The sequence below is a fragment of the Mesorhizobium sp. CNPSo 4689 genome, assembly GCF_057784325.1.
Window position 1 is genome coordinate 62,839 of sequence record NZ_JBWLUZ010000010.1, and the last position, 12,509, is coordinate 75,347.

13 protein-coding genes are annotated in these 12,509 nt (G+C 63.8%); 10 read left to right on the plus strand and 3 right to left on the minus strand.

Annotated features, from left to right (window positions below; translation table 11 throughout):
• The first annotated feature begins 16 nt into the window (after positions 1-16).
• The 4 genes from AC04SI_RS16070 to AC04SI_RS16085 are packed head-to-tail and all read left to right on the plus strand — an operon-like array spanning position 17 to position 3,728.
• A complete protein-coding gene (locus tag AC04SI_RS16070; RefSeq protein ID WP_488474495.1) occupies positions 17-409 on the plus strand; it encodes a GtrA family protein in 393 nt (130 codons plus the stop codon).
• The gene (locus AC04SI_RS16075) at positions 402-2,000 is read left to right on the plus strand and encodes a hypothetical protein (RefSeq protein WP_488474496.1); all 1,599 of its coding nucleotides are present in this window, start codon (positions 402-404) and stop codon (positions 1,998-2,000) included. The genes AC04SI_RS16070 and AC04SI_RS16075 overlap by 8 nt, the downstream gene beginning before the upstream one ends.
• Positions 1,997-2,143 (plus strand): hypothetical protein, encoded by a 147-nt coding sequence (locus AC04SI_RS16080; RefSeq protein ID WP_488474497.1) that lies wholly within the window; start codon positions 1,997-1,999, stop codon positions 2,141-2,143. The genes AC04SI_RS16075 and AC04SI_RS16080 overlap by 4 nt, the downstream gene beginning before the upstream one ends.
• The gene (locus AC04SI_RS16085) at positions 2,130-3,728 is read left to right on the plus strand and encodes a hypothetical protein (RefSeq protein ID WP_404274590.1); all 1,599 of its coding nucleotides are present in this window, start codon (positions 2,130-2,132) and stop codon (positions 3,726-3,728) included. Before AC04SI_RS16080 ends, AC04SI_RS16085 begins: the two co-directional genes overlap by 14 nt.
• A 40-nt stretch (positions 3,729-3,768) precedes the next feature.
• Here AC04SI_RS16085 and AC04SI_RS16090 read toward each other — a convergent pair whose 3' ends face one another.
• The 3 genes from AC04SI_RS16090 to AC04SI_RS16100 all read right to left on the minus strand — a co-directional run bounded on the left by AC04SI_RS16090 (position 3,769) and on the right by AC04SI_RS16100 (position 6,601).
• Positions 3,769-4,386, minus strand: a complete 618-nt coding sequence (locus AC04SI_RS16090) for an alpha-ketoglutarate-dependent dioxygenase AlkB family protein (protein ID WP_404274589.1) — start codon at positions 4,384-4,386, stop codon at positions 3,769-3,771.
• 93 nt (positions 4,387-4,479) lie between these two features.
• Positions 4,480-4,917: an alternative ribosome rescue aminoacyl-tRNA hydrolase ArfB gene (gene arfB / locus AC04SI_RS16095; protein WP_040582465.1), complete on the minus strand. Its 438-nt coding sequence runs from the start codon at positions 4,915-4,917 to the stop codon at positions 4,480-4,482.
• Between the two features lie 82 nt (positions 4,918-4,999).
• On the minus strand, positions 5,000-6,601 hold the full coding sequence (locus tag AC04SI_RS16100) for a phosphoenolpyruvate carboxykinase (RefSeq protein ID WP_404274587.1): 1,602 nt from the start codon (positions 6,599-6,601) through the stop codon (positions 5,000-5,002).
• Between the two features lie 343 nt (positions 6,602-6,944).
• Between AC04SI_RS16100 and AC04SI_RS16105 the strand changes: the two genes are divergently transcribed.
• The 6 genes from AC04SI_RS16105 to ahcY all read left to right on the plus strand — a co-directional run bounded on the left by AC04SI_RS16105 (position 6,945) and on the right by ahcY (position 12,368).
• On the plus strand, positions 6,945-7,646 hold the full coding sequence (locus tag AC04SI_RS16105) for a response regulator transcription factor (RefSeq protein ID WP_006201274.1): 702 nt from the start codon (positions 6,945-6,947) through the stop codon (positions 7,644-7,646).
• A gap of 22 nt (positions 7,647-7,668) precedes the next feature.
• Positions 7,669-9,453 carry a sensor histidine kinase gene (locus AC04SI_RS16110; RefSeq protein ID WP_006201273.1) on the plus strand — a complete coding sequence of 595 codons (1,785 nt, stop codon included), beginning with the start codon at positions 7,669-7,671 and terminating at the stop codon, positions 9,451-9,453.
• Between the two features lie 17 nt (positions 9,454-9,470).
• Positions 9,471-9,932 (plus strand): HPr kinase/phosphorylase, encoded by a 462-nt coding sequence (locus AC04SI_RS16115; protein WP_404274583.1) that lies wholly within the window; start codon positions 9,471-9,473, stop codon positions 9,930-9,932.
• A 164-nt stretch (positions 9,933-10,096) separates the two neighbouring features.
• Complete coding sequence (locus tag AC04SI_RS16120; RefSeq protein WP_010912939.1) at positions 10,097-10,498, plus strand: PTS sugar transporter subunit IIA; 402 nt, start codon at positions 10,097-10,099, stop codon at positions 10,496-10,498.
• Complete coding sequence (locus AC04SI_RS16125) at positions 10,495-10,791, plus strand: HPr family phosphocarrier protein (RefSeq protein WP_404274579.1); 297 nt, start codon at positions 10,495-10,497, stop codon at positions 10,789-10,791. The genes AC04SI_RS16120 and AC04SI_RS16125 overlap by 4 nt, the downstream gene beginning before the upstream one ends.
• 176 nt (positions 10,792-10,967) lie before the next feature.
• Positions 10,968-12,368 (plus strand): adenosylhomocysteinase, encoded by a 1,401-nt coding sequence (ahcY, locus tag AC04SI_RS16130; protein ID WP_192178340.1) that lies wholly within the window; start codon positions 10,968-10,970, stop codon positions 12,366-12,368.
• Positions 12,369-12,509 lie beyond the last annotated feature (141 nt).

Genomic DNA, 12,509 nt, shown 5'->3' on the forward strand with positions numbered 1-12,509 from the left:
CCCCAAGATGCTGAACATGCCCCGCTATGGCCGGATTTCGCGCTTCGCCGTCATCGGCGGCGCCTCGACGCTGATCTATGGCGCCTGCGCCTTGCTGCTTTCGCGAGGCGGCGCGGGGGCGGCCATATTGCCGGCGACCCTGGCGTCGGCGGTGGCCTATGCGGTCGCTGGGCTGTTTTCCTATGCCGGGCACAAATATTTCACCTTCGTGTCGGCAGGCGCCCACGCCTTCGAATTGCCGCGCTTTCTCCTGCTCAACGCAACAGGCCTGGCGACAGCCATCGCCCTGCCGGTCCTTCTCACCGAGAAACTGGGCATGCCCGCGGCCGTTCCGGTCGTTCTGACCTGCATCGCCGTGCCGCTGGTGAATTACATCGTGCTCGGCCGCTGGGTGTTCCGCAATGTCTAGCGCTGAACCCTTCGACGGGCCCCTGGCTGGCCTGGAGCTGTCGTCGCGACCCGCCTGGCTGACGGTGGCGCCGCTTTTCCTGACATTGGCGACAGCCGCCTATGCCGCATGGCTGGCGATCGCGATCGTGCCGACCAATGTCGATGTGTCGTGGCTGCTGGTCGTCTGCGACCGGCTGCTCGCGGGAGAGCGGCTGAACACCGACATATTGGAGACCAACCCACCGTTTTCGATCTGGCTTTACATGCCGTTCATGCTCCTGGAAAAGCTGACCGGCATAGGTGCTGAACTCTGGCTGACGCTCGGGGTCGTCTGTCTCGGTTTGGCCAGCCTGTTCGTTTCCGCTCGAATTCTGGTCCTTGTTGACCCGGTCTACCGGCAGCCTGGCGTCCTATGGGTATTGCCGGCTGCAGTGTTCATGATCCTGTGTTTCCTGCCGGACCAGTTTGGTCAACGCGAGCAATTCGCGCTGATCGGCATCTTGCCCTGGCTGGCGTTGCAGTGCGCGCGCCAGCGGACGCCGGATTTCGTCGCCGGATCGCTTGCCGAGCGCATCCTGGCCGGGCTGGGTGCGGCTCTCGTGGTCATGGTCAAGCCGCCCCACTTCGCGCTCGCCCTGATGCTGCCATCGCTGTGTCTTGCATTTCAACGGCGCTCCCCAAGACTGCTCTTCGTCACAGAAAACCTCATCGGCGCAGCGATCGCCGTCGGCTATGTCGCCTGCATTGCGATCTTTGACCGCGCCTACTTCACCGACATCCTGCCCCTTCTCGGGGACGTCTACCTGCCGATCCGCGCTCCGTTCATCGACAATCTGGCGAACTGGCCAAAGGTCGTGCTGCTGCTGTCCGCCGTCATCGTCATCGCCATGGGCGGGACGAGGCATGTGCACTGGGACACCCGGATCCTGCTGACGAGCGCGCTCGGCCTGGTCATTGCATTCCTGCTCATGGGCAAGGGCTGGCCGAACCATGCGCTGCCGATGGTGGCGATCCCGGTACTTGCGTCAGGCCTTCAGCTCCTGCGGTTTGGTGATTTTCACAAGGCAGGGATCGTGCGCAGGGCCGCGCTGATCTTCGGCTGCGTGCTCGTGCTGCAAACGACGGTCAGAGCGCAGTATATCGCGTTGGCGGCGAACAACGGGCCGATCGAGCGATCGGTCGCCGCAATCCGCGGCACGATCGAGCATCCCACGATCATATCGATTGCCGCTCAGATGCAGGCGGCACACCCCCTGACCCGGTTGGTCGATGGCAGATTCATATCGCGCCACCCGGGTGCGTGGGTGGTCTCCAAGGCGGAAAAACTTGTGCGCACCGCCGATGATCCCGAACAGAAACAGAGGCTGGAGAGCATCCGCGATCGGACAATCGGCGAATTCGCCGCCGAGATATCGGCAAGGAAGCCCGATATCGTGCTGTCGGGCCCCGAAGTCGATCCCGCCTGGAATGCGCTCATGCTGAACGACAAGAGAATCGCGGCTGTCTTGAGCGACTATCATGTGCTGCACACGGAGCCGGCAATCACTGTCTATGTTCGCTCCACCGTAAGTCAGGAGGCCGAGGGACTTCGGCGCAAGACAGCATGGTGAGCCCGGCGATCACCTTGCCGATCCTTCTCTTCGAGAAGCTCGGCCTGCCCGCGGCCGTTGCGGTCGTTATGGCTGGCATCGCCGCAGTTTTGGCGAATTCCATCACGCTCGACTGCCGGACGTTCCGCTATGTCTGGGGCTGAACCGTTCGACAAGCCCCTGGCCGGCGTGGCGCTGGCGACGCGCCCCCTCTGGCTGACGGTGGTGCCACTCTCTCTGACACTGGCGGTGGCCGCCTACGCAGCATGGCTTGCGCTCGTGGTCGTGCCGACCAATGTCGATGTGTCGTGGCTGCTGGTCGTCTGCGACCGGCTGCTGAACGGCGAGCGGCTGAACGTCGACCTCATGGAGGTCAATCCGCCGTTCTCGATCTGGCTCTACATGCCGTTCATGGTTCTGGAACGGCTGGTCGGTGGCCGCGCCGAGTTGTGGCTGGCCCTCGGCGTGATCGGCGCCGGACTGACCAGCCTTGCCATCTCCGCCCGCATCCTGGCGCGCGCCGATGCGGCCTATCGCCAGCCCGGCGCGCTTTGGGCGCTGCCGGCCGCACTCTTTGTCCTGCTCTGCTTCCACCCCGGCGAATTCGGCCAGCGCGAGCATTTTGCGACGATCGCGATCCTGCCCTGGATCGCGCTTCAATGCGCTCGCCAGCGGGCGCCGGGATTTGCCGCCGGCACGGGTTGGGAACAGGTCGTCGCGGGTGTCTGCGCGGCCATCGTGGTGATGGTCAAGCCGCCGCATTTCGCACTGGCCTTTGCCTTGCCTGCCATGTGCCTAGCTTTCCAGCGGCGATCCCTGAAACCGCTATTCGTCGTCGAAAACATCATCGGCGCCGCGATCGTTGCGCTCTACATCGCCTATGTCGTGATTTTCCAGACGACATTCCTGACCGAGATCCTGCCGTTTCTGCGAGATGTCTATCTGCCGGCACGCGCGCCCTTCCTGACTCTGCTCAAGACCTGGCCGCGATTGCTGCTCTTTTTCGCGGCGGCGACGGTGCTTCTTGCCCGCGGTTTCAGGCAGATGCATTGGGACGCCAAAATCCTGCTGCTGGCCGCGCTCGGCTTCGTTCCAGCCTTCCTGATCATGGGCAAGGGCTGGCCAAACCATGCCCTGCCGATGATGGTTCTCGGCATTTTCGCCTTTGGCGTGCAATTGCTGCGCGCGGGCGACAATGGCCGCGTGAAGCCGGTCGGCTGGCTCGCCGCCGCCCTTGGCGGCTTCCTCATATTGCAGACCTCGGCCGGCATCCAGCAGCTTTTCCTCACCGCCGACAACGGGTCAATCGAGCGGTCCGTCGCCTCGATCCAGCGCATCGGCCCAAAGCCGACGATCACGTCGCTTGCAGCCCGGCTGCAGGTGGCCCACCCCCTCGCCAGGCTGGTCAATGGCGACTTCGTCTCGCGCTATCCCGCGGCCTGGGCCGTCTACAACGCCAACCTGCTTGCCGCCAGCACCGATGATCCCGGGCAGCGGCACCGGCTGGAAGCCATCCGCGACGACATTATCGGGCAACTGGCTTCGGAGATCGCCACCAAGAAACCGGATATCGTGCTTTACAGCGCCGGGACCGGGCCGCTCTGGGACGATCTCATGCTGCACGATCCGCGGATCGCGCTTGTGCTGCAGCAATACGAGGTCCTGCATCGCGAGCCGACAGTTACCGTCTATCTGCGCAGCAGTAGGATTTCCACTCTCCAGGCCGGCACCGAACACGCTTCGAAGTAAGCGCAGTGCCCAGGCCCGAGGCGCCCCCAGCTCCGGGCCATCACGCCGGCAGCGTCACCCGCCGCAGCGTCAGATTGATCCGCCCGCCATTCTTGAGCAGCGCCGAGGTCGACGGATAAATCCGGTCGACTCCATGGGAGCAGAGGCGGCCCTCGCCGCCGAGCACGACGACATCGCCGCTCTTCAGCCTGAACGATTTTGTGCCGCCGTCGCGCGTCGTCTGGCCGACGCGGAACAGGCAGTCGTCGCCCAATGACACGGAGACGACGGGGGCGGAGAAATCCGCCTCGTCGCGGTCCTGGTGCAAACCCATTTTGGCCTCGCTCGAATAGAAATTGACGAGACAGGCCTGTGGCGGATGCTGATAGGCCGCTACCTCTTGCCACAATTCCAGCAACGCGTCCGGGATCGGCGGCCAAGGCAATCCGGTCGTCGGATGCGCCGCTTGATAGCGATAGCCTTGCTGCTTGTCGGTGACCCAGCCAAGCGGACCGCAATTGGTCATGCGCACGCTCATCTCCTTGCCGGTGCGCGGCATGGCCGGCACGAACAAGGGTGCGGCCTGCACCACCTTCCTGATCTCCTCGACCAGCGCCTCCTGCGCGGCACGCGGCAGGTAGCCGGGCATATGGCGCACGCCTTTGGGCAGAACGAGCATCAGAGTTTCCGCCTCATCCGGTTTGTCCGGCGGAGAATGCCATCCTCAGAAGAAAACGGCGACCCGAAAGCCGCTTTCGCCGGGCAGACAACCTCAGTCGTCACCAACGCGGCCGCGCAGCTTCTTCACCGTGGAGCGCCCAGCCTTGGTTTTCAGCCTGCGCTCGACGGCGCCCTTCGACGGCCTGGTCTTCTTGCGCGGCGGCGGTGGCGGCTCGGCCGCCTTGGCCACGAGAGCCGTCAACCTGGCGCGTGCGTCCGCCCGGTTCTGCTCCTGCGTGCGGAAGCGCCCCGCCTCGATGACGACGACACCGTCTTTGGTGGCGCGCTGGCCGGCGAGTTTTATGGTCCTTTCGCGCACGCGCTCCGACAGGCCCTGCGCGTTGGCGGCGTCGAAGCGCAGCTGCACCGCGGTCGCCACCTTGTTGACGTTCTGGCCGCCTGGGCCGGACGAGCGGATGAAATCCTCGTGCAGGTCGCCGGGGTGGATTGTCGCCTCGTCGGCAATGATGATTTTCTCGTCGGCATTCATGCCGCAGTCATGACGCGGCGGGACAAAAAAGAAAAGACCCGACCGAAGCCGGGTCTCGATAGGCAAGCGGATGCCGAAAGGGCTATTCCGCGGCTTCCTGCAGGCGCGGCGCGGCGCCCATGATCGTTGCATCGACATGGGGCTCGAACTTCTCGAAATTGGCGGCGAACATGCCGACCAGCCTTGCCGCCTGCCGGTCATAGGCCGGCTTGTCGGCCCAGGTCGAACGGGGATCGAGAATGGCGCTGTCGACGCCGGCAACCGCCACCGGCACCGCGAAACCGAAATTGGCGTCGGTGCGGAAATCGGCTGATTTCAGCGAGCCGTCGAGTGCGGCTGCGAGCAGCGCCCGCGTCACCTTGATCGGCATGCGGCGGCCGGTGCCATGGGCGCCGCCGGTCCAGCCGGTGTTGACCAGCCAGCAATCCGCGTCGTGGCCGGCGATCAGTTCGCGCAGCAGATTGCCGTATTCCGACGGATGGCGCGGCATGAACGGCGCGCCGAAGCAGGTCGAGAACGTCGCTTCCGGTTCGATGACGCCCTTTTCGGTGCCGGCCACCTTGGCCGTGTAGCCCGAGAGGAAATGGTACATCGCCTGCGCCGGCGTCAGCCTGGCGATCGGCGGCATCACGCCGAAGGCGTCGGCGGTCAGCATGATGATGTTCTTCGGATGGCTGGCGCGGCCCGTCTTGCTGGCGTTGGGGATGAAGCCGAGCGGGTAGGCGCAGCGCGTGTTTTCGGTGAGGCTGCCGTCGTCGAAATCCGGCACGCGGTCGGCGCCGAGCACGACATTCTCCAGCACGGTGCCGAAGCGCCGCGTGGTGGCGAAGATCTCCGGCTCGGCCTCGGCCGAAAGCCTGATCGTCTTGGCGTAGCAGCCGCCCTCGAAATTAAAGATGCCGTGCGGACCCCAGCCATGCTCGTCATCACCGATCAGCGTGCGCGAGGGATCGGCCGACAGCGTCGTCTTGCCGGTGCCCGACAGGCCGAAGAACACCGCCGCGTCGCCGGCAGGCCCTTCATTGGCCGAGCAATGCATCGGCATCACGCCTTTCGCCGGCAGCAGGTAGTTGAGCATGGTGAACACCGACTTCTTCATCTCGCCGGCATAGGAAGTGCCGCCGATCAGCACGATCTTGCGCGTGAGATCGACCGCGATCACCGTCTCGGTGCGGGTACCGTGGCGGGCCGGATCGGCGCGGAAGGACGGCAGGTCGATGATCGTCATTTCGGGTACGAAATGCTCGAGTTCGTCGGCTTCAGGGCGGATCAGCAGATTGCGGATGAACAGCGAATGCCAGGCGAATTCGGTGATGACCCTGGTCGGCAGCTTCAGTTCGGCATCGGCGCCGCCGACCAGATCCTGGACATAGAGGTCCTTGTCTGCCGCATGGGTGCGGAAATCGGCAAGCAGCGTGTCGAACTCAGCCGGCGAAATCGCCTTGTTGTTGTCCCACCAGACATGCGGCTCGGTCGTCGCGTCGCGGACGACGAACTTGTCCTTCGGCGAGCGGCCGGTGTGCTGGCCGGTCTCGGCGACGAGCGCGCCATGGGCGGTGAGCCGGGCCTCGCCGCGGCCGATCGCCTCCTCGTAGAGTGCCGCGGCGCTAAAATTATAGCGCACCATACCGGTGGTCTCGAGATCGATCTTGCATGCGGGATTGCGTTTGCCGGCTTCCGACATCAAGTGTCCCTTCTGTGATTTGCCGCGTCCTGGCCGGTGAATTACCGGTGCCCCGCAAACGAGGCCGATACGGTCAGAACCAGAAAACACGAATGATATCAAATCATTAATCGATTTAAAAATTTTGAAAGTTGTTTAAATCGTTTATATGTGCAAAAAAGTCTGATGGTTGCCCAAAGGATTGGCAGTCGTCGATCGTCCAATCCGCGTAGGGTGCGATAGTGGCCGCCGGTACACCGTCCGTGACAGCGGGCGGAGCCTATGCCACATTTTGTACCTAATTTGTCCTGCAAAAGCCCCTTCTCTACGAAAGAAGGGACAGCTCATGAGGGAGCCGCTTGAAATGGCAACAATCGCGCTTGTCGATGACGACCGCAACATTCTGACGTCTGTGTCGATTGCCCTCGAATCGGAGGGCTACCGCGTCGAGACCTATACGGATGGGGCGTCAGCGCTGGAAGGCCTGGCGGCGCGGCCGCCAAATCTCGCCATCCTCGACATAAAGATGCCGCGCATGGACGGCATGGAGCTGCTGCGCCGGATGCGCCAGAAGTCCGATCTGCCGGTGATCTTCCTGACCTCGAAGGACGACGAGATCGACGAGCTATTCGGCCTCAAGATGGGTGCCGACGACTTCATCCGCAAACCGTTCTCGCAGCGCCTTCTGGTCGAGCGTGTCCGCGCGGTGCTGCGCCGCACCAGCGCCCGCGAGGCGGCGGCCAAGGCGCCCAGCCAGCAGGCTCGCTCGCTGGAACGCGGCCAGCTGGTCATGGACCAGGAGCGCCACACCTGCACCTGGAAGGGCGAGCCGGTGACGTTGACGGTGACGGAATTCCTGATCCTGCATTCGCTGGCGCAGCGTCCTGGTGTGGTAAAAAGCCGTGATGCGCTGATGGATTCGGCCTATGATGAACAGGTCTACGTCGACGACCGCACCATCGACAGCCACATCAAGCGGCTGCGCAAGAAGTTCAAGGCCGTCGACGATGACTTCGAGATGATCGAAACCCTTTACGGAGTCGGATACCGGTTCCGCGAGGCTTAATTTCAGCGGGAGCTGCTATTCGATGGCAGTGGACGTAGAGCGGAGCAGAAGGGCGGGCGCTGCCAGGCGCCCGTCGCGGATTCTGCCCGCATTCCTGTCGAAGATCACCGTGCCGATGCGCCGTTTCCTCGGCCATCACATCTTTTCCAGCCTGACACGGCGCATCCTTTTCCTCAACCTTGCCGGGCTGGCCGTCCTGGTCACCGGCATTCTCTACCTCAACACCTTCCGCGACGGGCTGATCGATGCCCGTGTCGAAAGCCTGATGACGCAGGGCGAGATCATCGCCGGCGCGATCGCGGCGTCGGCGACGGTCGAAACCGATTCGATCAGCATCGATCCGGAAAAGCTGCTCGAGCTGCAGGCCGGCGAAAGCCTCGGACCCGGCTCCGACCAGCTCGACAATCTGGATTTCCCGATCAATCCGGAGCGCGTCGCGCCGGTGCTGAGAAGGCTGATCTCGCCGACGCGCACGCGCGCCCGCATCTACGACCGCGACGCCAACCTGCTGCTCGATTCGCGCCATCTCTATTCGCGCGGCCAGATACTGCGCTACGACCTGCCGCCGGTCGACGAGGAGGAACCGGACCTTTTGGAGCGGGTGCAGAAATTCGTCTTCGACTTCTTCCGCAACACCGACCTGCCGGTCTACCACGAACAGCCGGGCGGCAATGGTGCGGCTTTCCCCGAAGTGGTCAAGGCGCTGACCGGCAGCCCGTCGACCATCGTGCGGATCAGCGAGCAGGGCGAGCAGATCGTGTCGGTCGCCGTGCCGATCCAGCGCTTCCGCGCCGTGCTCGGCGTGCTGATGCTGTCGACCGAGGGCGGCGACATCGACAAGATCGTCGCCGCCGAGCGCAAGGCGATCCTGCGCGTCTTCGGCATCGCCGCACTCGTCACCGCCATCCTGTCGATGCTGCTTGCCTCGACCATCGCCAATCCCCTCAGGCGGCTGTCGGCCGCTGCCGTGCGGGTGCGGCGCGGCGTCAAGAACCGCGAGGAAATCCCCGACTTTTCCGACCGCCAGGACGAGATCGGCAATCTGTCGATCGCCGTACGCGACATGACCAATGCGCTCTATGCCCGCATCGAGGCGATCGAGAGTTTCGCGGCCGACGTCTCGCATGAATTGAAGAACCCGCTGACGTCGCTGCGCAGCGCCGTGGAGACTCTACCTTTGGCGAAGAATGACAATTCACGCGCGCGTCTGATGGAGATCATCCAGCACGATGTCCGCCGGCTTGACCGGCTGATCACCGACATTTCCGACGCCTCCCGGCTCGACGCCGAGCTCGCGCGCGAAGACGCCGGAACTGTCGACCTGAAGAAATTCATCACCGATCTCGTCGCCGTGTCGCGCGAGGCGACGCGCAACAAGAAGGCGGTCGAGATCGAGTTCAAGGTTGCCAAGCTGCCGCAAGGCGTCAAAGGCTATTTCGTCACCGGCCACGACCTCAGGATCGGCCAGGTCATCACCAATCTGATCGAGAATGCGCGTTCCTTCGTGCCGGAAGACCATGGCCACATCGCCATTTCGCTGGCGCGCGCCGGCAAGGTCAACATCGTCACCGTCGACGACAACGGTCCCGGCATCCGGGCCGACAACATCGACCGCATCTTCGAGCGCTTCTACACCGACCGGCCGGCCGGCGAAGCCTTCGGCCAGAATTCGGGCCTCGGCCTGTCGATCAGCCGGCAGATCGTCGAGGCGCATGGCGGCACGCTGACGGCCGAGAACATCCCGGGCACCAAGCCCGGCGAGATCAAGGGCGCTCGCTTCGTCGTCACCTTGCCGGCCGAAGGCTGACCGGTTCGAACACGCTCATGCCCGATGCCGCCGCGAAGCCTGAAAACATCCACGGAACCGCGATCCTGATCGGCGAGCGCGGCGTCCTCATCACCGGGCCGTCGGGCGCCGGCAAGACGACGCTGGCATTGATACTGCTCGACCATTGCCGCGCACGGGGGCTGTTTTCACGCATGATCGGCGACGACAGGCTGCTTGCCTCAAGCCATGCGGGGCGGCTGGTCTGCCGCGTGCCGGCGACCATCGCCGGTCTCGCCGAGGTGCCTGGGTTCATTCCGCGTCCGCTGCTGTTCGAGCCGGGCGGCGTGATCGACCTGCATGTGCGGCTGGTGCCGAAGGCAGAGATGGCCCGTTTCCAGGAGGAAATCAGCGAGCCGGTCGCCGGCTGCCCGGTGCCGCGTATCGACCTTGCCGAGCGCAACGCCGCGACCGCTTTGCCGGCGGTGATGGCGCGGTTGTCCATCGCGCCTTTTTTATGATCCGGTCCGGATTTTTTGTTGCAATGCGTCAAAATGGCCCGGGCCGGCGCAATTTTGGGCTTGTCAACGCGCCTCGCGTCGACAAGATAGCGCTCCCGCCGCCTGGAATGGCTGGCGAGCATAAAATGCGCCTGTGAAGCGGCGATGACGGGAGCCACCAACGAATGATCGGACTCGTGCTTGTAACGCACGGTCAACTGGCCACCGAGTTCCGACATGCCGTGGAACATGTCGTCGGGCCACAAGACAATTTCGAAACCGTGGCGATCGGTGCCGATGACGATATGGAGCAGCGCCGCCGCGACATCGTCGACGCCGTGGCGCGCGTCGACACCGGGGCCGGCGTCATCGTCCTGACCGACATGTTCGGCGGCACGCCTTCCAACCTTGCCATTTCGGTGATGGAATCCGGCCGCACCGAGGTGATCGCCGGCATGAACCTGCCGATGCTGATCAAGCTTTCCTCGATCCGCAAGGGCGACAACATGGCCGCCGCGCTCGACGAGGCGCAGGCGGCGGGACGCAAATACATCAACGTGGCCAGCCAGCTCCTGAGCAGCAAATGAACGCGCTGTCGCCGGAGAAAGACCACGTCGTGCGCGAGTTTCCGATCGTCAACCAGCGTGGCCTGCACGCGCGCGCCTCGGCGAAGTTCGTCCAGGTCGCCAGCGGTTTCGACGCCACGGTCGATGTCGAGAAGGACGGCGTCAAGGTCGGCGGCACGTCGATCATGGGGCTGATGATGCTGGCGGCGAGCCCCGGCTATTCGATCCGCGTCACCGCCAGCGGGCCGCAAGCCTTGCAGGCGATGGACGCGCTGGAGCAGCTGGTCGCCTCGCGCTTCGGCGAGGAAAGCTGACCGCGGCTTATCTGGAAGAGCCTACGCCGCCCCGCAAGGACATGCACGAATAAAGATTTCTTTATATCCCATTGTCGTTTGGCGGCCGATCTGCTAGTCAGGCCGGCAATCCGCGCCCCTCCATGCGCCTTCCGGCGCGGGCGCGTGCCGCAGACAATTCACACCGGAGCACTGCCATGACGGGTAGCAAGGACTATGTGGTCGCCGACATCTCGCTTGCCGGCTGGGGCCGCAAGGAGATCGAGATTGCCGAAACGGAAATGCCGGGCCTGATGGCCTGCCGCGAGGAATTCGGCGACAAGAAGCCGCTCAAGGGCGCGCGCATCACCGGCTCGCTGCACATGACGATCCAGACGGCGGTGCTGATCGAAACGCTGAAGGCGCTGGGCGCCGATATCCGCTGGGCCTCGTGCAACATCTTCTCGACCCAGGACCATGCGGCGGCGGCGATCGCCGAAGCCGGCATCCCGGTGTTCGCCATCAAGGGCGAGACGCTCGAGGATTACTGGGACTACACCGACCGGATCTTCCAGTGGACCGATGGCGGCACCTCCAACATGATCCTCGACGATGGCGGCGATGCCACCATGTACATCCTGATCGGCGCGCGCGCCGAAGCCGGTGAGGACGTGCTCTCCAACCCGGGCAGCGAAGAGGAAGAGATCCTGTTCGCCCAGATCAAGAAGCGGCTGAAGGCTTCGCCCGGCTTCTTCACCAAGCAGAAGGAAGCGATCCGCGGCGTCACCGAAGAGACGACGACCGGCGTCAACCGGCTCTACCAGTTGCAGAAGAAGGGCCTGCTGCCGTTCCCGGCGATCAACGTCAACGATTCCGTGACCAAGTCGAAATTCGACAACAAATATGGCTGCAAGGAATCGCTGGTCGACGGCATCCGCCGCGGCACCGACACCATGATGGCCGGCAAGGTCGCCGTGGTGTGCGGCTATGGCGACGTCGGCAAGGGCTCGTCGGCTTCGCTGAAGGGCGCCGGCGCCCGCGTCAAGGTCACCGAGGTCGATCCGATCTGCGCGCTGCAGGCGGCAATGGACGGTTTTGAGGTCGTCACGCTGGAAGACGCCGCGCCGACCGCCGACATCATCATCACCACCACCGGCAACAAGGACGTCGTCACCCTCGACCATATGCGTTCGATGAAGGACATGGTGATCGTCGGCAATATCGGCCACTTCGACAACGAGATCCAGGTGGCGTCGCTGCGCAACCTGAAATGGACCAACGTCAAGCCGCAGGTCGACATGATCACCTTCCCGGACGGCAAGCGGATGATCCTTTTGTCGGAAGGCCGCCTGCTCAACCTCGGCAACGCCACAGGCCATCCGAGCTTCGTCATGTCGGCCTCGTTCACCAACCAGGTGCTGGCGCAGATCGAACTCTACAGCAAGCCTGGCCAGTACCAGAACCAGGTCTACGTGCTGCCGAAGCATCTCGACGAAAAGGTCGCGCGCCTGCATCTCGGCAAGCTCGGTGCCCGGCTAACCGAACTGTCCGGCGAACAGGCCGCCTATATCGGCGTGACGCCGCAGGGGCCGTTCAAGCCGGAACACTACCGCTATTAACCAAAGCGAAAATTCCTACCACATATTGACGCCGGGCGATTGACATTTCGCCCGGCTTTATTTTTGCGTCGATTGATTCTTCACGCCGATTCCAGCAAGCGCTATGTTGTGATTCGCGGTCCGGGGACGAGGGACGGCGCA